Source organism: Lacticaseibacillus camelliae DSM 22697 = JCM 13995, assembly GCF_001311195.1.
GTDB classification, from domain to species: domain Bacteria; phylum Bacillota; class Bacilli; order Lactobacillales; family Lactobacillaceae; genus Lacticaseibacillus; species Lacticaseibacillus camelliae.
The window spans coordinates 1-21,884 of the sequence record NZ_BBAJ01000025.1 but is presented as its reverse complement, the minus strand read 5'-3'; the positions used below and the strand labels follow the sequence as shown (position 1 = coordinate 21,884).

20 protein-coding genes and 7 pseudogenes are annotated in these 21,884 nt (G+C 57.3%); 23 read left to right on the top strand and 4 right to left on the bottom strand.

Features of this window, described 5'->3' with window-relative positions; genetic code table 11:
• From JCM13995_RS06320 to JCM13995_RS06305, 4 genes are all read left to right on the top strand, one after another.
• Nucleotides 1-1,251 carry a glycoside hydrolase family 28 protein gene (locus tag JCM13995_RS06320; RefSeq protein WP_054663664.1) on the top strand — a complete coding sequence of 417 codons (1,251 nt, stop codon included), beginning with the start codon at nucleotides 1-3 and terminating at the stop codon, nucleotides 1,249-1,251.
• A gap of 81 nt (nucleotides 1,252-1,332) precedes the next feature.
• The gene (locus JCM13995_RS14405) at nucleotides 1,333-1,587 is read left to right on the top strand and encodes a hypothetical protein (RefSeq protein WP_054663661.1); all 255 of its coding nucleotides are present in this window, start codon (nucleotides 1,333-1,335) and stop codon (nucleotides 1,585-1,587) included.
• A complete protein-coding gene (locus JCM13995_RS06310) occupies nucleotides 1,475-2,446 on the top strand; it encodes a glycoside hydrolase family 88/105 protein (protein ID WP_225350760.1) in 972 nt (323 codons plus the stop codon). Before JCM13995_RS14405 ends, JCM13995_RS06310 begins: the two co-directional genes overlap by 113 nt.
• Nucleotides 2,443-3,303 carry a sugar phosphate isomerase/epimerase family protein gene (locus JCM13995_RS06305; RefSeq protein ID WP_054663655.1) on the top strand — a complete coding sequence of 287 codons (861 nt, stop codon included), beginning with the start codon at nucleotides 2,443-2,445 and terminating at the stop codon, nucleotides 3,301-3,303. The genes JCM13995_RS06310 and JCM13995_RS06305 overlap by 4 nt, the downstream gene beginning before the upstream one ends.
• 71 nt (nucleotides 3,304-3,374) lie before the next feature.
• Here the strand turns inward: JCM13995_RS06305 and JCM13995_RS06300 are convergent, their stop codons facing one another.
• A complete protein-coding gene (locus JCM13995_RS06300; RefSeq protein WP_054663651.1) occupies nucleotides 3,375-4,046 on the bottom strand; it encodes a GntR family transcriptional regulator in 672 nt (223 codons plus the stop codon).
• A gap of 506 nt (nucleotides 4,047-4,552) precedes the next feature.
• On the opposite strand from JCM13995_RS06300, the gene JCM13995_RS06295 reads away from it, so the two are divergent.
• From JCM13995_RS06295 to JCM13995_RS06270, 8 genes and pseudogenes are all read left to right on the top strand, one after another.
• A complete protein-coding gene (locus JCM13995_RS06295; protein ID WP_054663648.1) occupies nucleotides 4,553-5,899 on the top strand; it encodes a V-type ATP synthase subunit I in 1,347 nt (448 codons plus the stop codon).
• A 30-nt stretch (nucleotides 5,900-5,929) separates the two neighbouring features.
• A pseudogene (locus JCM13995_RS06290) lies at nucleotides 5,930-8,063 on the top strand (hydantoinase/oxoprolinase family protein).
• A complete protein-coding gene (locus JCM13995_RS06285) occupies nucleotides 8,060-8,707 on the top strand; it encodes a hypothetical protein (protein WP_054663645.1) in 648 nt (215 codons plus the stop codon). The pseudogene JCM13995_RS06290 and the gene JCM13995_RS06285 overlap by 4 nt, the downstream one beginning before the upstream one ends.
• 26 nt (nucleotides 8,708-8,733) lie before the next feature.
• The gene (locus JCM13995_RS06280; RefSeq protein WP_054663642.1) at nucleotides 8,734-9,219 is read left to right on the top strand and encodes a NanQ anomerase/TabA/YiaL family protein; all 486 of its coding nucleotides are present in this window, start codon (nucleotides 8,734-8,736) and stop codon (nucleotides 9,217-9,219) included.
• A 187-nt stretch (nucleotides 9,220-9,406) separates the two neighbouring features.
• Nucleotides 9,407-9,670, top strand: coding sequence for an SDR family NAD(P)-dependent oxidoreductase (locus tag JCM13995_RS16865; RefSeq protein WP_263849591.1), 264 nt, complete (start codon nucleotides 9,407-9,409; stop codon nucleotides 9,668-9,670).
• Nucleotides 9,670-10,205: pseudogene (locus tag JCM13995_RS17635) on the top strand (SDR family oxidoreductase). Before JCM13995_RS16865 ends, JCM13995_RS17635 begins: the two are co-directional and overlap by 1 nt.
• A 2-nt stretch (nucleotides 10,206-10,207) precedes the next feature.
• A complete protein-coding gene (locus tag JCM13995_RS16850; RefSeq protein ID WP_263849589.1) occupies nucleotides 10,208-10,696 on the top strand; it encodes an amino acid permease in 489 nt (162 codons plus the stop codon).
• Nucleotides 10,666-11,559: an APC family permease gene (locus JCM13995_RS06270; RefSeq protein ID WP_263849588.1), complete on the top strand. Its 894-nt coding sequence runs from the start codon at nucleotides 10,666-10,668 to the stop codon at nucleotides 11,557-11,559. The genes JCM13995_RS16850 and JCM13995_RS06270 overlap by 31 nt, the downstream gene beginning before the upstream one ends.
• A gap of 96 nt (nucleotides 11,560-11,655) precedes the next feature.
• Here the strand turns inward: JCM13995_RS06270 and JCM13995_RS06265 are convergent.
• A pseudogene (locus tag JCM13995_RS06265) lies at nucleotides 11,656-13,073 on the bottom strand (C69 family dipeptidase).
• Nucleotides 13,074-13,299: 226 nt separating this feature from the next.
• On the opposite strand from JCM13995_RS06265, the gene JCM13995_RS06260 reads away from it, so the two are divergent.
• The 10 genes and pseudogenes from JCM13995_RS06260 (at nucleotide 13,300) to JCM13995_RS06215 (ending at nucleotide 19,661) form a co-directional block, all read left to right on the top strand.
• A complete protein-coding gene (locus JCM13995_RS06260; protein ID WP_054663639.1) occupies nucleotides 13,300-13,680 on the top strand; it encodes a GntR family transcriptional regulator in 381 nt (126 codons plus the stop codon).
• Nucleotides 13,673-14,368: an ATP-binding cassette domain-containing protein gene (locus JCM13995_RS06255; protein WP_054663636.1), complete on the top strand. Its 696-nt coding sequence runs from the start codon at nucleotides 13,673-13,675 to the stop codon at nucleotides 14,366-14,368. Before JCM13995_RS06260 ends, JCM13995_RS06255 begins: the two co-directional genes overlap by 8 nt.
• Nucleotides 14,369-14,373: 5 nt before the next feature.
• The gene (locus tag JCM13995_RS06250) at nucleotides 14,374-14,994 is read left to right on the top strand and encodes a hypothetical protein (protein ID WP_054663633.1); all 621 of its coding nucleotides are present in this window, start codon (nucleotides 14,374-14,376) and stop codon (nucleotides 14,992-14,994) included.
• Entirely contained in the window at nucleotides 14,964-15,155 is a 192-nt protein-coding gene (locus JCM13995_RS06245) for a hypothetical protein (protein ID WP_054663629.1), read from the top strand. The genes JCM13995_RS06250 and JCM13995_RS06245 overlap by 31 nt, the downstream gene beginning before the upstream one ends.
• Nucleotides 15,156-15,176: 21 nt before the next feature.
• Entirely contained in the window at nucleotides 15,177-16,052 is an 876-nt protein-coding gene (locus JCM13995_RS06240) for a hypothetical protein (protein ID WP_054663626.1), read from the top strand.
• On the top strand, nucleotides 15,979-16,359 hold the full coding sequence (locus JCM13995_RS06235) for a hypothetical protein (RefSeq protein WP_056989837.1): 381 nt from the start codon (nucleotides 15,979-15,981) through the stop codon (nucleotides 16,357-16,359). Before JCM13995_RS06240 ends, JCM13995_RS06235 begins: the two co-directional genes overlap by 74 nt.
• Nucleotides 16,360-16,428: 69 nt before the next feature.
• Nucleotides 16,429-17,123, top strand: a pseudogene (locus JCM13995_RS06230) (ABC transporter ATP-binding protein).
• Complete coding sequence (locus JCM13995_RS06225; RefSeq protein WP_054663620.1) at nucleotides 17,110-17,964, top strand: ABC transporter permease; 855 nt, start codon at nucleotides 17,110-17,112, stop codon at nucleotides 17,962-17,964. Before JCM13995_RS06230 ends, JCM13995_RS06225 begins: the two are co-directional and overlap by 14 nt.
• Nucleotides 17,904-18,373 (top strand): annotated as a pseudogene (locus JCM13995_RS17630) (ABC transporter permease). The gene JCM13995_RS06225 and the pseudogene JCM13995_RS17630 overlap by 61 nt, the downstream one beginning before the upstream one ends.
• A gap of 214 nt (nucleotides 18,374-18,587) precedes the next feature.
• A complete protein-coding gene (locus JCM13995_RS06215; RefSeq protein ID WP_054663615.1) occupies nucleotides 18,588-19,661 on the top strand; it encodes a hypothetical protein in 1,074 nt (357 codons plus the stop codon).
• 72 nt (nucleotides 19,662-19,733) lie between these two features.
• Here JCM13995_RS06215 and JCM13995_RS06210 read toward each other — a convergent pair.
• Nucleotides 19,734-20,327 (bottom strand): annotated as a pseudogene (locus JCM13995_RS06210) (histidine phosphatase family protein).
• 44 nt (nucleotides 20,328-20,371) lie between these two features.
• A complete protein-coding gene (locus tag JCM13995_RS06205) occupies nucleotides 20,372-21,322 on the bottom strand; it encodes a DHH family phosphoesterase (RefSeq protein ID WP_054663612.1) in 951 nt (316 codons plus the stop codon).
• A gap of 99 nt (nucleotides 21,323-21,421) precedes the next feature.
• Here JCM13995_RS06205 and JCM13995_RS06200 point away from each other — a divergent pair.
• Nucleotides 21,422-21,884: pseudogene (locus JCM13995_RS06200) on the top strand (nicotinate phosphoribosyltransferase); the annotation flags it as partial.

Below are 21,884 nucleotides of genomic sequence, written 5' to 3'. Positions count from 1 at the left end.
ATGAGCGAAAAAAAATTTCAGACTGTTCAATTAACTTTAGAGCAGTCAGTAGAAAGTAGGACGAAATTAATTCAGGGCGCAATTAATCGCGCTGCCCACACAGCTGGGGTTGTTTCCCTCGCTGGGAAAGGGGTATACGTAATTGACGGGCTGTTGATGAAATCTGGGGTGACGCTTGACGTGCAGGCGGGCGTTACGCTGATGGGTAGTGGTAATGAAGATAAATATCATCATCGCCCTGGGCCGTTTGAGCTACTTCGTAACCAGACCCCGATATGCGCACTGATCTTTGGAAATCAATGTGATAATTGCGTGATTTCCGGCAAGGGGACAATCAGCGGTAATTATCGGTGCTTTATCAAGGCAAATCAGGAACAGGCTGCTCATATTGAGTCCCACCACTATCCGCGGCCGGAGATGATCTATCTTCAGGATTCGCGAAATGTCACAGTAGAAGGGCTGACAATTATCGATTCGCCATTTTGGACTATTCATCTCGCTGGCTGCCAGCAAGTGAAATTGGCTAATTTGACCATCAACAATGAGGTCCGGATGCCCAACACTGATGGTATTGATTTAGATCGGTGTCAGTATGTCGTAGTTCAAGGCTGCAAGATCAGTACAGGGGATGACGGTATTTGCTTAAAATGCACTGAGGAGACCAAGCGTTTTGGCGACTGCACTGATATTGAAGTTACTGATTGTCAGATTCATTCTCAAAGCGCAGCGTTTAAGGTTGGGAGTAGTAGCTTCGGTAATTTTCTCAGCGTTAAGGTGGTGCGATTACTGATCGTTAACTCTAATCGTGGCCTTGCGTTTCAACTGAGAGACGGCGGTCTTGCCCGTAACTTTCAGTTTTCTGACGTTAAGATTTCTACGCGAGACTTTTCAGAAGAGTGGTGGGGAAATGCTGAACCAATCTATATAACTTTTGTAGCGCGTGACCACGAAACTGTTATTAAGCCTGATGATGGGATCGAGAATGTTCAGTTCTCAAATATCAATGCTAACAGTCCAACTGGTGCGCTAATATACAGTGATGTGGCTGGACGGATTAAGAATATTCGTTTTGTGCAGACTCAATTGTGGATCACGACAGAGGTGGGCAAGATGCGGCATTATGACCTACGTCCTAGTGAAAAGCGTCAGTCTCTCATAATGCCGGTAAGTGGGTTGGTTGGTCGAGTCAAACAGAATCAGCAGGCAGGGCTTTCGGTCATGTATCGGTCCAATGAGGATCAGCCAGATTGATCTGTTGAGCAGCTCTTCGGGCGTCACGCTCGAGGGCTGCTTCTGTTTTCAGGATGACATGGAAAAAAAAGAAGGGGAAAGATGGCAACTTTTGACGATTTGGTGCAGGAAAAAGCCAATTTGTTGGCCGCTCGAATGACAACTTTAACCAGTGAAGATGTGCATTGGGAAGGAGACGGATCTTCCGACCAGCTGAAGAAGCAGGGATTCTTCCCACGGGATTTTGGAATGGCCTTTTGGGACTGGCCACAGGGGGTTGGTCTATTTGGACTGGCCCGTTTGCAAGGAAATCCGTATGATCATTTTATTCGTAACTGGGCGAAAAAAACGGATTAGTCAGGGTCTGCCAATGCGTAATATTAACACCACGGTGCCGATGCTCACCCTTAGTGCTTACCCGGAGTATGAAAAAATGGCACTTGACTGGGCCACTGATATTTACACTAAATTTCCCCGGACCGCCGAGGGAGGATTAGAACATTTTACGACGGGAGCGGATAAGAACAGTATTTCGCGTAATCCAGGGCAGCTTTGGGCAGATACAATCTTTATGACAGTGCTTTTTCTTGCCAAGATGGGTCAATCGACAGGCAATGAACAGTGGCTGGAGGAAGCTAACTATCAAACCCTGCTTCATATCAAGTACCTGCTGGATCCAGCCACGGGTTTGTTCAGCCACGGGTGGGATTTTAATCAGCGGAATAATTTAGGTAAGACCTTTTGGGGTCGCGGCAACTGCTGGCTGGCATATGGTCTGCCACTTTATCTTGAGATGGTTGGGCCTACGCTAGCACCAGCTGAATCCCGTTATCTGGAAGTAGTCATTAGCAACCAGCTGCGGGCATTATTTGCGTTACAATCACCAGAGCATCTGTGGCACACACTTCTTGACGACTCTAGTTCTTACATCGAAGCTTCCGGTTCGGCAGGGATCCTCGCTGGGACGTTTCTAGCACTTCGGCTAGGCATTCTATCAGATTACTATCTGGATCAAGCACAAGCAGGACTCAGAGCGTTGCTCGGCAACGTGGATGAACAAGGTATTCTCCATCATGTTTCTGCTGGAACCTCACTCACGGATGATCGATCTGCATATAAGGCAATCAAACAGTTACCGATGGCCTATGGTCAAGCACTCGCACTATGCGCATGTGCCGAGTATCTGAGTTACAAAGGAAAGGACGATGGCCAATGAGACGCGATTTTGCCGTCCGTGGGCATGACGTTTTAAAATTTGATGATTTAGACCAGTTTGGTCGTGAACTTCAGCACCTTAAAGTGCACAGTTTGGCCTATTCCCCAGGAAAATCACTGCCAGTTACCACTAGAAACGGAACAACAGTTAACGTTGGACTTGCGAATTATGTCCGGCGTCGATTGGCACAATATGATGCCGAGATAGTTACATTAAGTTGTTACGTGAATATGATCCATCCAAACAAGCCGGAGCAAACGAAACTTATTGCCCAGTTGGCCCACTATCTTCAGCTTGCCCCGATGTTTGGTACCCGTATTGTGGCCACGGAAACGGGGAGCTTGGACCCAACATTTGTCTTCACGAAGAACAATTTCGGCTCTGCGCCATTTAAAACTTTGATCAAAAATGTGCAAACTTTGCTCCCTGTGGCGCATGACTCTGGAACTTACCTAGCATTGGAACCTGGTATTAACCACCCGCTCTGGTCCTTGGATAGAGTGGCAGACTTAATTCAAGCTGTGGGGGAGGACCCCAATCTAAAATTGATCATTGACCCTGCGAATCTTGTTCTTTCAGGGACCGACCAACCTGAGCAAATCTTGCAAGAAGCATTGCAACGTTTCGGCGAGCGGATTGTTGCGATTCATCTGAAAGACTTCCGGTGGGTGAGTGAGGCGGCCCACCGGATTGAAACTGTTGTACCAGGCCAAGGAGTGGTCGATGTACCGGCGTTGATACGGTTGGTTGACCGGTGGCAGCCGTATGGAATCAAATGCTTTGACGAATTACCAGATGGTAAACTGGAGCAGACGCTGGCTTTGCCGTGGATCAGTGAAGGTTCTTCGCTGAGTTAAGTGGGCTTTGCGGAAGACAATCTGACTCAAAAGACGTACCCGCGAAAAGCAGGTACGTCTTTTTGGTGTAATCAGCCTTTGTCAAAGTACTCCGGATGCATCTGCTGGATGAGACCCAGGTCGTCTTCCATCAGCGTGATTTTCTGCTTGCTCAGGACCACTGCCGCGTCGATATCGCCGTCCTCAACCGCGGTGACCAAGTCCTCGTTGGTGACGAACATCTGGTGCCAGTTGAGTTCCACCAGCTGCAGCCGCAAAAATCGCAGGCGCGTGAACTGCAGCTGAACGACCTGCAGCCAGTCCCACGTTGTCTGCATGTCGGCGACCTGGAAGAACAACGCCTGGATCTGGTCCTCAAGGCGAAAATACTCGTCGTAGTCCGGCAGGTACAGGGAGGCCTCCTGCTGGGCGGTCAGGTTTCGCAGCGTCGCCAGGCTGGTGGCATCAAACAGGGGGATGGCTTTGCCCATCACGGCGCCGCTGAGGTTGCCGCGAATGAACCCGGATTGTTTCACAATGGCAGGATCGATCAGGCTGACGTACGAGCCGCTTTGAGGCCGCACTGTCAGCAGGCCTTCCTGTTCGAGCCGCAGCATCGCCTGGCGCACCGGGGTCGAGGAGACGTTGAGCAGAGTCATCAAAGCGGCCTTATTGACGCGTTTGCCCGGCGTGAGGTCGAAATGCAGAATCAGCTGTTTTATTCGTAAGTAGACTTCTGTTTGCAAATCGGTTGTCTGAGTCATAGGACCTATCCTAGCATGATTTGGCTTATTGATGGGGTGGCGGTGGCCGCGTGCTGCGGAAATGCAGTTATCAGTGGCCTGCAAAACTGATGTTTCAGTTTTAAGCCCGAAATGTTCGGGAATCCGGTGCCATTTTGAGGGACTAGTACAGCCCGGACTGATGTTTCACTCTACTTGGCAGTATAGCACAGCCACCACAAAAAAAATCGGCTGGTTTCACGACCGGCTTACATTGAGTGTCAGAACGCTTGCTCAATTTAGTGATTTAAAGAGCATTAAGATATTGGCTTCATAATACTATAATCGTGGGAATCAAGGCCAATAACTCTGGGCTTTAAATATAATATTGATATTTATTTCACAAGAAAAGCCGGCCCGTCAACGCTTGCGGAAGGCCGCCAAAATATTTTTGCTGGAAGCGGTTGCATTTTATTTGACGAGCACGTATGATGCAACTGAAACATCAGTTGAGGGACAACTGGTGCGAAAAAAAGGAGGGTAACAACATGGTAAATGTAGTGATCGGCATCTTGCTGATCTTATCATTCCTGTTCATGGTCTGGTACTGCATGAAGGGCTATAACCTGATGGTTGGGTTCTTCATCATGGCCACGGTCTGGACAGCACTGGTACTCATTGGTAATGCCATCGAACCAACGGTCGCGCTCAAGGGGAAGTCGATCGTCGATGTCCTAACGTTCGTTTATGCGGACGGGCCCGCGGCCTACGCGTCATCCATCCTGGTCAACATCTTCTTCGGGGCCTTCTTCGGCCGCGTGCTGATCGACACCGGGATCGCTGCGACGCTGATCCGCAAGGTCGTTGAATTGGGGGGCGACCGGCCACGCATCACGATGGCGCTGCTGTGCATCATCACCTCGGTCATTTTCATGTCACTGACCGGGATCGGGCCGGTTATTTCAATCGCCGTTATTGTTTTGCCGATTTTGTTCTCACTGGGGATCGAAGCACCAGTGGCATTATTCGCTTTTATGGGTTCCATCATGGCGGGCATTTTCGCGAACACGGTCAACTTCTATCAGTACCGCACGATGTATGCCGGGTTCGTCAAAGCCGCCGCAAGTTACAGCTATAATGATTACTTCACTATCGGCATCATCGGGATGATCGTCGGCCTGATCGTGGTCCTGACCATCTCGAACCTGACCATGAAAAAAACCACCCACAACTGGGTCGTGGACGCGCAGCCTAGCGGCACTGCTGGGCCGACCAACGCGCCTTGGTGGTCCTGGTTTGCCGTCATTCTGCCAGTGATCTTGCTGGTTGCTTGGAAGGTGCCTGTCATTGCCGGGTTCATCATCTCCGCGGTTTACGCGATGGCGACCACGGGCAAACTGCGGGGTTCCTACAAGGAAGTCTGCCGCCGCTTTGCCAAGTACTTCTCTGACGGCACCGTCGACGTTGCGCCAATGATCGGCTTCTTGCTGGCCTTGGCGATGTTCAACAACGCCGCGACCTACGCGTCACCGTACTTCACCGCCATCATCGGCGGCATCGTGCCGACGAACCACTTGGTCCTGGCCATTGTCTTTGCAATCCTCGCCCCACTGGCCTTCTTCCGTGGCCCAATGAACTGGGTCGGCTCAGGTGCGGCGATTTTCTCCGTCGTGCTGGCGTCCAACCCGGGGATCGCGGTTCAGTTCATGTATCCGTTGACCGCCGCGGTCACCATTTTCCCTCAGCACTTGGACCTGACGCAGTCCTGGGTCGCTTGGGGCATGAGTTACGCGAAAGTGTCCTCGAGCGATTACATGAAACGCTCGATTCCAACTGGCTGGATCTGCGCGGCCATCATGTGCCTGGTGATCTATGTCATGTACGGTGCAATGTAATCAAAATTCTTAATTAAGGTGGTATGCGCAATGAAACGCTCTGTACGTATGGGGATCGATGTCGGCGGGACTCACACCAAGGCCGTCGCCATCGACAATGAGACTCACAAAATGATTGGCGAACCTTCCGTGGTCAAGACCACGCACGATGACCCGCGCGGGGTCGCCGCCGGGGTGGTGCAATCGTTTGAGACCTGTTTAAAACAGAACAATATCACCCCAGATGAGGTCGTATTCGTTGCCCACTCCACGACGCAGGCGACGAACGCCCTCATTGAAGGGGACGTCGCGCCGGTGGGCGTCATCGGGATGGCCAAAGGCGGCGTCGAAGCTTCTTGGCCAAGCGCCAGACCAGACTCGATGACATTCAGTTGGACGAGAAAAAGTCGATCAAGATCTACAACGAGTTCCTGCCGCTCAAGCAGTGCAGCGAGGCAAACATCAAGCAGGTCATCGAACACCTGAAGGCCAAAGGCGCGAAAGTGCTGGTCGCCTCCATGGCGTTCGGGGTTGACGAAGGTGGGCCGGAGGCGGCCGTGGCCAAGGTCGCCAAGGAGGAGAACATTCCGATCACGGCGGCGTCTGAGATCACCAAGCTGTACGGCCTGACCCGGCGCACCCGGACCGCGGCCATCAACGCCTCGATCCTGCCGAAGATGCTGGACACCGCGAACTCGACGGAAGCGTCCGTGCGCGAGGCCGGCGTCAAGGTCCCGCTGATGATCATGCGCGGCGACGGTGGGGTCATGGAGATCTCCGAAATGAAAAAGCGCCCGGTGCTGACAATGCTGTCAGGCCCGGCCGCGTCCGTCATGGGCTCTTTGATCTACCTGCGCGCCTCGAACGGGATCTACTTTGAAGTGGGTGGCACGACCTCGAACATTGGGGTCATCAAAAACGGCCGGCCGGCGATCGACTACTCGATCGTGGGCGGGCACAAGACATACATTTCCAGTCTGGACGTGCGGGTTGTCGGCGATGCCGGCGGTTCCATGATCCGGGCGAACAAGAACGGCGTCATCGATGTTGGTCCGCGCTCGGCGCACATTGCCGGCCTGGACTATGCCGCGTTCACCGACCCGAGCACCATTAAGAACCCGCACATCGAGTTCTTTTCCCCGAAGGAAGGCGACCCGGACGATTACGTCAAGCTGGTGAATGAGGACGGCTCTGCCTTCACCATCACCAACACCTGCGCGGCCAACGCCCTCGGGCTGGTCGAGCCGAAGTACTTCTCCTATGGCAACCAGGAATCCTGCAGGAAGGGCATCCAGGTGCTTGCGGATTACTGCAACACGACGGTCGAAGACATCGCCACGCAGATCATGGAGAAGGCGTTCGGCAAGGTCGAAGCCATTTACAACGAGCTGGTCGAGAAGTACCAGCTGGAAAAGGATCAGACCACGCTGGTCGGGGTCGGCGGTGGGGCCGCTGCCCTGGTGCCGTACTTCTCCAACAAGACCGGCGTCAAGTACAGCATCCCCGAGGACGCGGAGGTCATTTCCTCCATCGGGGTCGCGCTATCCATGGTCCGGGACGTGGTCGAGCGGATCGTCCCGAACCCGACGGCCGAAGACATTCGCTCGATCAAGCCGAGGCCAGCAACAAGGCCGTCGAATCCGGCGCCACGCCTGAATCCGTCGACGTCCACGTGGAAATCGATCAGCAGACCAACAAGATCACGGCGATCGCGACAGGGTCGACCGAAGTCAAAACGGCGGACCTGTCGAAGAACGCGACCGAGGAAGAGGCGCTGGAGATTGCCGCGACGGACATGCGCTTGAAGCCGGAGCAGACCAAGCTGGAGATGAGCGACGCGTACTTCTACGTCTTCGGCGGCCCGCACAAGGGCGACGATCCGGCGGAACCGGTCCGCATTGTCGACAAGAAGGGCTTCATCAAGGTGCAGCGCGGCCGGGCCATGGCGCTCAAGACCAAGGCCAAGAACTACGTGACCGCCATGAAGCAGCTGTGGGAGGACATGGCCGTGTACCAGCCGGAAAACATCGCCCGGCCGGACTTCTACCTGTGCTTGGGCGCGCGGGTCATGGACTTTTCCTCCACGGACTTTGAGCAGCTGCAACTCTTGACGGACCTGGAAGTGGACTCGCTGGAGCCGGACGACGACATGATCATCGTGGCGGCCAATGTGGATCAGCTATGACGCCGGCCGAGTTGTTCAAGCAGCTGGTGCCGATCCCGGAATCCGTGTGGTGCGAGTACCTGTTCGACCAGGACCCCTTGAAGGACAAGGTGAGCCCTGAGCGGCGCGCGGAGCTGATCGCCGGCGGTGTGGCCTGCGGGGAAAAGATCGCCAAGCAGCTGAAAGAGGAAAACGGCACAAAAGACGCGACCGCGCTGGCGGAGAAGCTGTGCGTCATCACGCACACCGACGCCGACGCGATCCTGCACCAGGTGTTCCTGGCGACCTTCACCGAGCCCAATCAGCTCAAGCTGTTCGACACGCCGATCACCAAGCTGGCCGACCTGCAGGTGCCCGGCTTCACCCGCGACGTGATCTTAAACATCGTGACCGGCCACGAGCTGTTCCATTACGCGGAAGGCAAGTACGATGATCTGTACACCAAAACCGCCAAGGTCGACTTGTGGCAGCTGTTCGGCTACCACCACCAGTCCACGGTCCGCGCGGTGTCGGAAATCGCCGCGATGGCCTTTTCCTGGCGGCTGAACAAGTTGACGTACTCACCGCTGGTCCTCAATATTTTGCTGCTGTCGCAGTACGCCAAAACCGGCGCCGAGCCGGCCCTGGCCCAGCTGCAGCAGCTGACGGTGCAGGAAACCGCCTGAATGCTAAAGGTAGGGAGGAGAACAACATGTACTACGGAAATGTTCAAAATCAGAATCACTCGGCGCTCCTGCCGGCCAATTTCGCCGACTGCCTGACCTTTATGAAAAACGCGCTGACGGCGCCTGTGACCGACGGCACAACGGCCGCGGTCAATGATGAATGCGTCGCGCACTACCAGTGCTACCTGACCAAGGCCAGCGCAGAGGCGACGTTTGAATCACACCTCAAGTTCTATGATGTGCAGTTCATGGTGCGCGGCGATGAGCTGCTCGGCATCGCGCACACCGACACCCTTGAGCCTGCCGGTGACTACGATCCGGACCGCGACCTGGTGACGTACCAGCAACCGGCCGTGGCGACCGGGGCGGTGGTCCTGCACGCCGGCGACTTTGCCATTGTCGGCCCGTGCGACGCCCATCAGCCGGGCGTGGCGCTGGGGGACCCCGAGGAAGTCGAAAAAAATTGTGATCAAGGTGCCGGTGATCATTCAGTGAGGGCTGTGCCTGACTGAACGAATCCCGGCCTGAGGACCCGGTTGCCAGCAGTGGCGGCGGGTCCTTTTTTGCGTGCCGGCAGGTTTCACAACATGCCCTATTTAACCCCGGCAAAAGGACGAACGTCTTAATTGAAAGCGCTTACTCACCGTGCTAACTTAAAGCTGTTCAAGGATTCATAAAAAAATATTAGGGGGCATTTTCATGGCGACAGACGAGTTAACGGGTAAGGTCGTGCTGGTCACCGGCGCGGCCATGGGCAACGGGTTAGGCATCGCGCGCGTGGTGGCGCAGCACGGCGCGAAGGTGGCGCTGGCGGACATCTCACCGAAGCTGCCGGACACGGTGGCGGCGCTCAAGCTGGACGGGTTCGACGTGTTCGGCGTCAAAATGGACGTGGCCGACACGGCGAGCGTCACGGCCGCGGTCAAGGCGGTGATTGACCGACTTCGGCACCATCGACGCTGATGAACAACGCGGGCGTGATCAAGCTGGGCTCGCTGCTTGAGACGACGGATGAGCAGCGCGATCTGCAGTTCGACATCAACATCAAAGGCGTCTGGAACGTGACCAAGGCGGTACTGCCGACGCTGATCGCAAAGCAGGCCGGTCACATCTGCAACATGTCCAGCGTGACCGGCGTGAAGGTCGCCGATCCCGGCGAGTGCGCCTACGCGACCACCAAGGCCGCCATCATGGGCTTCACCCGGGCGGTGGCCCGCGAGGTGGCCGAGTACGGCATCACGGCCAACGCCATTTTGCCGGGCTACGTGCAACGCCGATGGCCGACCAGATCGCGCGGGAGTCGACGCCGGATGACCCGGCCGCCACCACGCACGGGATCGCCGATGCGGTGCCGCTGCAAAAGCGTCTGGCGACGATTGACGAAATCGGCGAGCTGGCGTCGTTTCTGCTGAGCGACCGGGCCAGCTACATCACGGCGACCCCGGTGGTCATTGACGGCGGCAGCACCCTGCCGGAGACCGTGTCGGTCGGGGCCTGAGTATGGCGGCCTCGGGGTTAAAGAAGAGCCTCAACCTGGTGTACGTGTACGTTGCGGCGACCGGTGCCATTTTCACCTTCGTCGCCTACTGGGACTCGGTGTTTTACAAGTACACCGGGGCCGGCACGTTCATCGCGTTTGCGCTGATGGCAGTGTGCATCCTGCCCATCGGCTTCGTGTACGGGGAACTCTCTTCGATGTTTAAGCAAAATGGCGGCGAGCTGATCTACAACACGGTCGGGCTGAACAAGCACCTTGGGTTCCTGTCGTCGTGGCTGATCATGGCCGCGTGGATCTCGGTGCCGCCGGCCGTGGTCATGGGCATTATCAGCTGGGCGAACTACCAGTTTCACATTCACCTCAGTTTTTCCGGCATCATCGGCTGCGGGCTGGTGCTCTTGCTGCTGTATTTTTTCCTGAGCCTGCAGGACGTCAAGGTGCTGATCAAGGCGCAGGGTTCATGCTGTTTGCCAACATTGGTGCGACCCTGATCACCTCGGTGCTGCTGCTGTTTTCCGGCCACTGGTCGCTGAGCAACTTCACGCCGCTGTTTCACTCCGGCCTGACCAGCACCGCCGGCATCCCCGCTTGGATCATCGGCATGGCACTGCTGATCACCCCGTTTTTCGGTTTTGAAACGGTGCCGGAAATGGTCGAGGAAGGCGATTTTCCCATTAAAAATACCAGCAAGGCGATCCGCGGCTCGGTGCTGACCTGCGCGGCGATTTACGTGTTCTACTTCTTCTGCGTCGCGGGGCTGGGGACCAGCAGTCAGCTGCTGACGCCGCATGCCCGCAACGGCTTTCTGACCATTGTCGCGATGAAGGAGTTGCTCGGCTGGCGGGTGTGGCCGCTGCTGTTCGGCCTGTGCTCGGTGTTGCTGGGCATGGGGGCGTCGCTGCTCGGCTTTTGGATGGCGACGGTGCGGCTGCTATACGCGATGGGCGAGCAGAACTTCCTGCCCAAGGCGTTCACGAAGGTCAACCGTCATCAGCAGCCGCTTTTGCCGAACATTTTCCTACTGGTGATCAGCACGGTGTTCATCTTCCTGCAAAACGCGAGCACCTTCATGGAAAGCTTCTTCAACCTGATGGCGTTCGGCTGCGCGTGTGCGTACGCGCTGACGATGATCTCCGCGATGCGGATCCACCACGCGCACCCGACCTGGGCGACGTACCGGCTGCCAGGCGGGCAGGTGACGCGCGTACTCGCGCTGATTGTCGCGGTGTGCATCGCCTTTTTCACTGCGCTGGGCCAAGGCGTGAACTCGTGCTCTCGTTTGCGGTGTACCTGGGCGTCGGCGTGGCCCTGTGGCTGTGGATGGTGCTGCGGCGCTGGCGCCACAGCCGCGTGAGCGTGGATACGCCTGATGGGAAGCAGACGTTCTAACAAAAATTGACGCAAAAAAGGCCCAGACTCCGGCGAGTCTGGGCCTTACTTGTGCTTCTGGTTAGTCGTGCAGCGTGAACTGCAGCTTCATCCGCGGGGCGGCGAGCTCGATCATCTGGCCCAGCAGCTTGTTGGAGTTGTTGAACGAGACGTCGGCGAGCTTGGCGTTGACCTCGGTGAGGTAAGCGGTGGTGTCCGGCTTATCCAGCGCGACCTTGTCGGTTTCCAGCTGGATGTTGCGGCATTCGCCCACCGTGTTTTGCTCGAAAATGTTCTCGAAGTCTTCAAACAGGTGGAAGTCAAAATCACCGAATGTCCCGAGCAGGTAGGACAGCCAGTACTGACTGCCTTGGGTGTAGTGCGCGCCGGTGTTCTTGTACTGCGCCGGGGTGTCATCAACGTTGGCGTAGAATGGCACGACCGCGTTGAACGTGTTCGGGCCGTAAGCCAGCCAGTGAATGCCGGCGATTTCCTTCGGCACGTCGTTGCGGATCTGCAAAATGTGCAGCTCCTGGTTGCGGTTGATGCCGATCGGGCGGTACAGCTTCTTCTGGCCTTCAGTGTTGGTGGTGCCATAAGGGTCAAAGTCGGTGTTTTCGTAGTGGGAACTCAGCACGAACTTGATGTCCTCGACGGAGATTTTCTTCTCCGTGCGGCAGATGAACGGCAGGTCTTGGTCGATCGGGCTCTGCTCGATTTCCGGGTTGAAGTACTTTTGGCCATACCAAGCACGCGGGTTGTTGTAACGGGTGTCCTTGACGGTCGAGGAGCCGAAGATGTGGCGCAGGTTGTAGCCTTCAGGGTCCGGGTTCAGGTGGTTCTCGTCGACGAGCTGTTTCAGGTCCGGCGCGCACAGGGTGTCATCGGAATCGAAGTCAAAGTGGTCGATGTTGAACCGGTTGGGCGCGATGACGTACGCGTCGTCGGGGATGCGAACCGCCGCCCAGTGGTGGCCGGCGATACTGTCGAAGTACCAGCACTCGTCCTTGTCGGAGAAGCAGATGCCGTTGGTTTCGTAGGTTCCGTACTGCTCAAGCAGCTTGCCCAGGCGCTGTACACCTTCGCGGGCGCTGTGGATGTAAGGCAGCACGATGGCGGTGATGTCCTCTTCGCCCAGGCCGTCCGGATTCATCGGGTCAACGCCCAAAGCGCGGGAGTTGGTCGTGATGGTTTCGGTGGCGGTCATGGCCACGTTATCGCTGTTGATGCCGGCGGCGGCCAGATGCCGTGGCCGTCCACGGCGTCTGGGGTGGAGGTGTAGCCGAGCGGGTTGTCCGGCAGCTCCACGTGGAACTTGGAGAGCACAGCCTGGTAGTGGCGCGGCTGGTCTTCCGGCTTCACGTAAACGAACTTCTCGGGGTTCAGCGCCTCGGCGCCGTCCTCGTTGCGGGCAATCATGGTCGAGCCGTCAATGCTGGCTTTCTTGCCGACCAGAATGGTCGTGCAGGAGCCTTTGTAGCGTTTCGTCAAAAGGATCATCTCTTTCTCAAAAGTTTGCCTCTTTATTGTAGGCTTTCGGCCGGAAAAATGCGAAACGAGAGTCGCCGTATAACCTGGTTTTGGCAGCAGCAAGCCGCTTATCACGTGCAAAAAGAGCGACCACACAGGGTTGAATAAATAATTCAGTTTTGCCTTGCACTTTTCTGAGTGACGACGTATAGTACCAGTGTAATAGCTAACTAGAACACTAGTAAGGAGGCGCGGCATGGAGTTCGACGATAAAGTCCCGATTTACTTTCAAATCGAGCAGTACATCGACCGCGAGATCATCGTCGGCAACCTGGCGCCTGGTGCGCAGGTCCCGGCGGTGCGGCAGTTGGCACTCACGCTGACGGTCAACGTCAACACGATTCAGCGGGCGCTGACGGAGCTGATCCGCGAAGGCATTCTGGTGTCCGAGCGCGGCAAGGGCAACTTTGTCACGACGGACACGGCGGTGCTGGCCCAGATGAAAAAGCGGGTGATCCAAGGCGAGCTGGCCGGCACCTACGATCATCTGGCCGCTTTGGGGATGCAACCGGCGGAAATGGTCGCGGCACTGGAGGAGTACATCAAGGAGCGAAAGGGTGGTGAATCGCATGACTGAGGCATTGGTGATTCAAGGATTGAGTTATCGACGGAACCAGAAGCAGATCTTAAAAGACGTCAACCTGACGCTGCCGACGGGCCAAATTGTCGGCCTGCTGGGAGCCAACGGCGCAGGGAAAACGACGCTGATGCGGCTGATTGCCGGCAGTGCGGTCAACTTCCGCGGCACGATCGAAGTGGCCGGGGAAGGTCAGACGGTGCAGCGCAAGGGGCAGGTCAGCTTTTCCGCCCAGATGGACGGGTTTGATCCGAACTGGCGCGTAGGCCAAGTGGCCGACGTGATGACGGCGCTGTTTCCGGACTTTCGCCTCGCCGATTTTCTCCAGCTGGCCCAGCTGTTAGACCTGGACCAAAAGCAGCGCATCAAGCGGCTTTCGAAAGGCAATCAGCGCAAGTTGCAGCTGGCGGTGACGCTGTCGCGGCGCGCGGCGCTGTACCTGCTGGACGAGCCGTTTGACGGGATCGACGTGATGACGCGCAAGGCGATGCTGAGCAGCATCCTGAAGTGGACGCCAGAGCAGGCCACGCTGGTGATTTCCGACCACCACGTGCAGGACATCGACCAGCTTCTTGATCAGGTCGTTGTGATCAAGGACCAGACGGTGGTCGCCCAAGAGGCAGCGGACACGATCCGCGCCAAGGGGCAGAGCATCGAAGCTTACTTTGAAAGCTTTTACGAGGGGTGAGCGCGATGGCGAAAACAGGGAAAGTACTGGGCCAGATGCTGCGTGAACGAGTTCGCCGGGTGGCGGCGGTCCTTGCCGTGGAGCTGATCATTTTGGCGATTTACACCGTGATGTGGGCGCTGCATCGAGTGGCTAGCAGTGATTTGATGGGTGCCGGGCTGTTTGGAATTTTCGCCGGCATCGCGAGCTTCGTCATACTAGCCCGGGCACAGGAAAAGGTCTGGGTCGAAAACCGCTGGCGCTTGGTCCCACTGGCCGACTGGAAGCTATACGGGGTGAGCACACTTGCGAACGCCTTGACGATGGCGGGCGCGTGGCTGGTCATCTGGCTGTTTGATATCGGCCTGTGGCTGATCGACGGCCGGCGCGACTTTGGCTTTCAGCCGCAGATCGACCAGTTAGGCGCGACCATGTTTTTCCTCGTGTTCATGCTGCTGGTCCTGAGCTGGAGCTTCATCAGCCTGGCGCACATGCTGAGCCTGGTGATCACCGACTTTCTGCCGGATCTGCGGGCAAAATGGCTGCGCGGGCTGCTGACGGTCGGCATTGTCCTGATTGCCTTAAGACTCGGCGGTTGGCTGTTCCGGGGCATGATGTGCTCGTCGGCCTGCTCGGCATCGACATGAATGCATCAATTGAAATCGGTGCACACGTGCCGTCAATCGCGTACGTTTACTTGTGGGTCGCCATTGGGCTGATTGCCGTTGGCGCAATGATTTTCAGCATTGGCTGCTGCATCATGCTGCGCCGCTGGGTGGAAACCAAGCAGCCGCAGCAGGTTGTCTAGAGAAAAGCGGAGGTGAAGGCAATGACAAGTGGGTTTAAGGTGTGGTGGCAGCTGACCAAAGAACGCGGGCGACAGGCCATCCAGCTGCTGTGGGTGGACCTTGGCGTAGTGGCGGTCCTAGTTGTGATGCGGCTGCTGGGTCGCCTGACCGCGGCAGATCTGCTGGGCTTTTCGATTATGTTTGGCATGTTGACGGCGCTGGTCGCGTTCATTGCCGAGGCACAGGGGCAGGAACAGGTCTGGGTCACCAACCGCTGGCGGCTGGTGCCGGTCGCGGAGTGGAAACTATCCGGCGCCAGTGTGCTGGCCAACGCGGCAACGTCACTGGGGCTGTGGGCGGTTTTGAGCATTGTTAGCTTCGGATTGGCGCTGGTGGATCCGGCTCAGGACATTCACTGGGGGTTGCCGGGCCCTTACGTGTTGCCACTCGCAGTGTTGATCCTCATGCTGGCGCTTCTGGTTTGGGCGATCATCAGTCTTGCCCACATGCTCAGTCTGATGATCACTGATTTTCTGCCTGGTATGCAGGAAAAATGGCTGAAGCGCCTGCTGACCTTCGTCATTATTCTGGTGGCAATCAAGCTGGTCGACTGGTTCTTCGCCGGGTTGACGTGGCTGTTTAAATTGACCGGGATCCCTTCAGCCGCGTTTAGCTATTCCGGCACGGTTGGCGGCACGTTCCACGGGGCCGTGACCGGCGATCTGTGGCTGGCCATTGCGACGTTTGCGGTTGGCGTGCTGATCCTCAGCCTGGTCAACATGTACTTGCTGAGCCACTGGGTCGAAACCAAGCAGGTCCAGGCCGCAGGTAGGAGGGTAAAAGATGAAAAAGTTAGTTGTTATCGCTGCGATGGCTTGCCTGCTGGGTTTGGCGGCTTGTCGCAAGCCCCAAGCTGATTATGCGACGGTCTACAACGATGCGGGCCAGCGCGTGGCGACAATCAAAGATACGGCAGGGGTGAAAAAGCTTTCGGCCATCACCGGCCGCCTCGGCTCAGCCAAAAAGGCCAAGCTGCCGGCCCAAGCCAAGGTCGCGTACCGCTATGTGCTGCATGTGGCGAAGACAAAGCGCCGCATCACGCTCACTGTGTACCGCGGCACCGATGCGGTCAAAACGAAGCACCTCCCAGTGGTGGGCGCAGGTCCCTGGCGCATCACCAAAAAGGACGCAGCGACGCTTAGAAAGCCGAGTCGTTTCAAGTAAGCAGCCGGCGTGGGGCCGGCTTATGGGGAACATTGCGGCGTGGGGCCGCAGGGGATTGGAGGACGCAACATGGCAATGATTGCAACACGGCATTTGACGCGCACTTATGGGAAGGGCGCGGCGCAGTTCACGGCTTTGCATGACGTGAACATGCAGATCGAAGCCGGTGAGGCGCTGGCGATCGTGGGCAAAAGCGGCTCGGGCAAGTCAACGCTGCTGCATTTGCTGGCGCTGCTGGACCAGCCGACGAAAGGAACCGTGGTGTTGAACGGCCGCGACACCCACCAGCTCAAAACGCGCCAGCTCAACGCGCTGCGCTCGGCAACGTTTGGCTTCGTGTTCCAGCAGTTTTTTTTCTCAACAGCAAGGACACGGTGTACGACAACGTGGTGCTGCCGCTGAAAATCGCCGGGGTGACCGGCAAGGCTCGGCGCGAGCGCGGACTTGCAGCGTTGCGCGAGGTCGGCCTGCTCGACAAGGCCAAGAACAAGGCGACCGCTTTGTCTGGCGGCCAAAAGCAGCGTGTCTGCATCGCGCGGGCGCTGGTCAACCGGCCAAAGATCATTTTTGCCGATGAGCCGACCGGCAACTTGGACTCGGTGACCGGGCAAATGATCGAAGACTTGCTGTTCAAGCTGAATCGTGAGCACGGGATCACGCTGATCCTCGTGACCCACGATCCGGACCTGGCCGCCAAGTGCGACCGGCAGCTTCAGATCCGCGACGGCCAACTGGTGGGAGGCGAGTGCGATGAAATTGCGTGATTTGATCGGCACCGCGGCGGCAAGCCTGTGGCGCAATAAAGGCCGGACACTTTTGACGGTGCTGGCCACGCTGATCGGTGCGTTCACCATCGCGCTGACGCTTGGCATTCGGGTCGGCGTCAACTCGTACATCAGCAAGCAGGTGGACAACGTAGGCGAAAAGGACCAGCTGATGGTCTACGCCGACACGCCGTCCGGCAGTGCCAGCGATAAGCCACAGAAATACGATCCCGCCGTCAGCAGCACCGCCAGCACCCAGATGCTGACGACTAAGCAGCTAAATACGATTGCTAAGGTGAAAGGCGTTGCCAAGGTCACGCCGATGAAGAGTTTTACCGCCGAGTACATTCAAGGCGCCAGCAAGCAGAAGTACGCCATTACTGCCACCGATGGCCAGGGAACGCACGTGGACATGGCGCAAGGATTGCAGGCGAGTGGCCAGGCGTACACCGTCGATTTGAATAAGGCCTATGTCAAGGCGCTGGGCTACTCGAACGCCAAGGCGGCGCTTGGCCACACCGTCCACATCGTCGCTGCTAACCAGGCGACGAACCGCCGGCAGGTGCTTCGGGCCAAAATCGTCGGTGTCCGCAACGCCAGCATTGTCGATGGCGGCCAGGTCGTTTTCAGCCCAGGCCTCATTGATGCCATCAACCGCGTCAACAACGCCGGCCTGCCGAGCAGTGTCAAAAACCAGTACTACAACGTGCTGGCCACGGTGAGCCACCCGACCAAGCGGAACCTTTCGCGGATCCAAGCGGCGCTGACAAAAAAAAGGGAATGGCGAGCTCGACCTTTACGGATGAAGTGGGGTCCATTCACCAAACCATCAACGCTGTGACCGGCGGCCTGACCATGTTTGGTGCGATTGCCCTGCTCGCGGCCGCGTTTGGGATCATCAACACGCTGTACATGTCGGTGCGCGACCGCACCCGGGAAATCGGCCTGATGAAGGCTTGGGGCTCAGCCGCGGCAAGATTTTTGCCTCATTCAGCCTTGAGGCCGCCCTGATTGGCCTGCTCGGCGCGGGCTGCGGCTGCGGCCTGGCGCTGCTGGCCAGCGGCCTTGTCAATAAGGCGGCGACCAGCTCGTTTCTAAAAGGCATGACCGGCTTCACGCTGATCCAGTTCAGCGCAAGCAACACCTTGGGCATCCTGGCCTTGATCACGGTGATCGCAGTTTTGGCCGGCACCCTGCCAGCAATCCGCGCGTCGCGGCTGGTGCCAATTTCCGCGCTACGGTACGAATAAAGAAACTGAGTCAGGGACTGTGACGATTGTTGCAGCCCCTTGTCTGCGGCACGCCGCACTTAAACTTTGGTTAAGGTAGCGAACAGAGACGCCACTATCCAGTATACTGAGCCTATCTCAACCATCATAAGGAGAACACTATGCGCAAATGGTCGCTTGCACTTGTTGCATTCGGAGTCTTATTCCTCGCCGCCTGCCATCCCCAGACGCGGCGGTGAGCCAGCACGCCGCCCACACCAAAGCGGTTTTGAAGCAAAAGGATAATGCATGGGCGGAAGTCGCCACCGTCACGGCGACGGTCTCGCCAAAGGGGCAACTGTCTGCTGAAAAGGCGAAAAAGGACGCGACCTTGACCCCTTGGATCAGTGATCGCGGCGTTTTGTACCAAGTCGGCACTTATAAGCCAACCGCCAGTTATGCAGACATCAAGCAACGCGCCAAAAAAGACGTTGTGGTGCCTAGAAACTATCATGTCGCTTCGATCAAGCAGATCAATGCGACGCTTTCGGCCATGGGGGCGAAGACGACCATCAAGCATTATCGCGATCTGGTCTATCTGCAACCCAGCGGTGGCACCACGACAACGCAGATCAAGTCGGGCTTCTTGATCGAAGGCGCCCATTTGTACGTCGTCAACATCGACTACACGAGCGGCACGACCGCCGCGCCGGTCATTCGGGGCACCGTGTATTCTAACCACTATCAATATGCGGCCAGCAAGCGCCTGAAGCCTGAAGCAGTGAGTGGTTTATGGCAAAGCACCACCGGCCAGCTGGCGATGGTGCGTGATCAGCAAGTGGTCACGATTCAAAACGGGGCGTTTGTCCGCGGGCAGCTCGAAGATCTCAGCAAGCAAAAGGCCACTACACTCTATCAAAACACGAGTTTCGTCCTGCGGCAGGCCCAAGCGGCCAAGCTGGCGGTGAAAATCGGCCGGCACACCTTGGCTTCCGGGGACTTATGGGGCAACTTGTACGTGTTCCTGTCGTCAACCAAGATGGTTCAGGTCACCAATGGCAGCGTCATCGTGTATACAAAGTGCTCCACGAAGACGACCAATTCGCAGTTTCCCGAGCAGGTCTTCACCGTCTTTGACAAGTTGGACAAGCAAAAAGCCACCAACGTTGCTGCTTACTTATTACCCAAGAGCCACAATACGTATTCAGTTGGCATGGCCACGAGCAATGACTATATTACCGTCAACTATGCCGGTGGCCTCGCTGGGGCAGAAGCCGCCAATCTTGACGGTGATACGCTAACAGTGGGCCCTGACATGAATCACAATTGAGCTTTCTAGGGTCAATCAAAGCGCCACGCGCCGCAATCTGCTGCGGTACGTGGCGCTATTTTCGTCATTAATTCAGTTTTGCTGCAGCGGGTCGTAACTGGCGATGAAATGGAATTCGCTACCGTCAAAACTCATTTTCAGGATCGCGCAGTTACCGGTGTAGATCTGGTAGCCGGTCAGCGGCCAGGTCAGGTAGTGCAGCAGGAACGCGTGCATCGCGCCGCCGTGGCTGACCGCCAGGACGGTGTCGCCCTTGGCGTGCTGCATGACGTCAGTGAGCGTGGCCACCATGCGCTTTTGCACGTCCAGCATCGCCTCGCCGCCGTAGCCGTGATCGGCAAAAAAAAGGTGCCGTAGCTGGCCTCGCCGGGGTGCTTGGGGTTGAGCGTTTCGCTTTGGCCCTCAAACACGCCGAAGTTCCACTCCTTGATGCCCTTCAGCCGCTGGTAGGGCAGGTCAGTGATCAGCTCCAAGGTGTCTGACGCGCGCTCCTGGGTGGAGGACACTGCGTCGGTGAAGTGAATGCCACGTTTTTTTGAAAAACGCCTTGGCTTCCTTGGCTTGGGCGATGCCGCGCGCCGTCAGTGGGGAGTCTGAGGCGCCTTGCACGCGGTGATAGACGTTAAACAGCGTTTCGCCGTGGCGCATGAGATAGAGAGTTTTCATCGTTGATCCTTCCGTTCGTTAAAATTTTTCCCTAAACTTGTCAATCAGCCTTGGTGCTGCGCGTTGAGTGCGTCGAGCTCCTGGATGATCTGCTGGCACTCCTCGAGGTTTTTGGCCACGGCGCCGGAGGCCAGGGGATGACCGCCCCCACCGTGCTTGACGGCGAGCTGGTTGATTGGCCAGTTCTTGGACCGCAGCTCGACGCGCCACTGCCCGTCGGCGCGCTCGGTGAACATGACCCAGGACTGGACCGTGGTGAGCTTGCCGACGGTCGCAACCGCGGCCTGGGCCTCGCCGTGCTGCAGCTGCAGCTCCTCAATCACCTTCTGCGTGACGAACAGGCTGCCGGCGCCGTGCGGGGAGACCTGCATGTTGCCTAGGGCGTAGGCCTCAAGGTGGGCAATGGCCGGCGAGTAATCGGACTCGGCGCGGCCGATCGCCGGCGCGTCGATGCCGGTGCGCATGAGGTCAGCCGCGACCTCGTGCGTGTGCGGCGTGGTCAGGTCGTACAAAAAGCGGCCGGTGTCGCCGATGATACCGGCGTACAGCATCGCCGCGACGGACTTGGTGAGCTGCAGGTCGGGGCTCGCCGCAATCATGTCCGCGACGATTTCCGAGCAGCTGGAAGCCTTGGGGTTGACGAAGCTCAGGTCGCCGAAAGGCTCGCGGTCCGGGTGGTGGTCAATTTTGATCAGCTGCTTGCCGTCCTGCCAGTGGGCGCCGGCAATGCGCGGCAGGTTGGACGTGTCAATCACGACCACGACGGCATTCGCGTAGGCCTCGGCCGGCACGAGGTCCGGCGTGGTGATCCAGGCCAGGCCGGCATCGGGTTCACCGGCCTTGAGGACCGTTTTCTCCGGATACGCGGCAGTCAGCGCCGCCGCCAAGCCGCCCTGAGAGCCGAACGCGTCCGGGTCCGGGTTTTGGTGCCGGTGGATGATGATGGTGTCCGCGGCTTTCAGCGCCGCGATTATTTGGTCAATGGTTGCTTGCATGGTGTGCCTCCTATTAGTAGTTTAGCCTTTGCCTGGCGAAAAAGGTATCGGCGTTGTGCTATTATGGAAGTCAATATATGACAAGACACGGAGGCTATCATGCGTAATCTTGAAATGTTGACGGACTTGTACGAATTTTCCATGGCGGGCGGATTCCACCACGACCTGCCGCAGACCCGCGGGGTGTTTGACATTTTTTTACCGCGATGTCCCAGACAAGGGCAGCTTTGTGCTCGCGGCGGGGCTCGCGCAGGTCGTTGACGTGCTGCGTGATTTTCACTTCTCGGCGGCGGACATTGACTACCTGCGCAGCCTGAAGCTGTACGATGAGGACTTTTTGCAGTACCTGGCTAACCTCAAGCTGGACTGCACCGTGTCTGCGGTGCCGGAAGGGACGCCGGTGTTTCCGAGAGAGCCCTTGATGACGGTCGAAGGGCCGCTGGATCAGGCGCAGCTGCTGGAAACGGTACTGCTCAACATCCTGAACCACCAGTCGCTGATCGCCACCAAGCGCGGCGGATCACGTTCGCCGCGGCGGGGCGGCCGGTCATGGAGTTCGGCG

What these genes read in the sequence shown, in the direction of transcription:
- JCM13995_RS16865 (WP_263849591.1), top strand. Translation starts at nt 9,407, where the DNA reads ATGGCGACAGACGAGTTAACGGGTAAGGTCGTGCTGGTCACCGGCGCG.
- JCM13995_RS06295 (WP_054663648.1), top strand. Translation starts at nt 4,553, where the DNA reads ATGGTAAATGTAGTGATCGGCATCTTGCTGATCTTATCATTCCTGTTC.
- JCM13995_RS14405 (WP_054663661.1), top strand. Translation starts at nt 1,333, where the DNA reads ATGGCAACTTTTGACGATTTGGTGCAGGAAAAAGCCAATTTGTTGGCC.
- JCM13995_RS06260 (WP_054663639.1), top strand. Translation starts at nt 13,300, where the DNA reads ATGGAGTTCGACGATAAAGTCCCGATTTACTTTCAAATCGAGCAGTAC.
- JCM13995_RS06225 (WP_054663620.1), top strand. Translation starts at nt 17,110, where the DNA reads ATGAAATTGCGTGATTTGATCGGCACCGCGGCGGCAAGCCTGTGGCGC.
- JCM13995_RS06305 (WP_054663655.1), top strand. Translation starts at nt 2,443, where the DNA reads ATGAGACGCGATTTTGCCGTCCGTGGGCATGACGTTTTAAAATTTGAT.
- JCM13995_RS06240 (WP_054663626.1), top strand. Translation starts at nt 15,177, where the DNA reads ATGACAAGTGGGTTTAAGGTGTGGTGGCAGCTGACCAAAGAACGCGGG.
- JCM13995_RS06300 (WP_054663651.1), bottom strand. Translation starts at nt 4,046, where the DNA reads ATGACTCAGACAACCGATTTGCAAACAGAAGTCTACTTACGAATAAAA.
- JCM13995_RS06250 (WP_054663633.1), top strand. Translation starts at nt 14,374, where the DNA reads ATGGCGAAAACAGGGAAAGTACTGGGCCAGATGCTGCGTGAACGAGTT.
- JCM13995_RS06205 (WP_054663612.1), bottom strand. Translation starts at nt 21,322, where the DNA reads ATGCAAGCAACCATTGACCAAATAATCGCGGCGCTGAAAGCCGCGGAC.
- JCM13995_RS06320 (WP_054663664.1), top strand. Translation starts at nt 1, where the DNA reads ATGAGCGAAAAAAAATTTCAGACTGTTCAATTAACTTTAGAGCAGTCA.
- JCM13995_RS06235 (WP_056989837.1), top strand. Translation starts at nt 15,979, where the DNA reads ATGAAAAAGTTAGTTGTTATCGCTGCGATGGCTTGCCTGCTGGGTTTG.
- JCM13995_RS06270 (WP_263849588.1), top strand. Translation starts at nt 10,666, where the DNA reads ATGCTGTTTGCCAACATTGGTGCGACCCTGATCACCTCGGTGCTGCTG.
- JCM13995_RS06255 (WP_054663636.1), top strand. Translation starts at nt 13,673, where the DNA reads ATGACTGAGGCATTGGTGATTCAAGGATTGAGTTATCGACGGAACCAG.
- JCM13995_RS06280 (WP_054663642.1), top strand. Translation starts at nt 8,734, where the DNA reads ATGTACTACGGAAATGTTCAAAATCAGAATCACTCGGCGCTCCTGCCG.
- JCM13995_RS16850 (WP_263849589.1), top strand. Translation starts at nt 10,208, where the DNA reads ATGGCGGCCTCGGGGTTAAAGAAGAGCCTCAACCTGGTGTACGTGTAC.
- JCM13995_RS06285 (WP_054663645.1), top strand. Translation starts at nt 8,060, where the DNA reads ATGACGCCGGCCGAGTTGTTCAAGCAGCTGGTGCCGATCCCGGAATCC.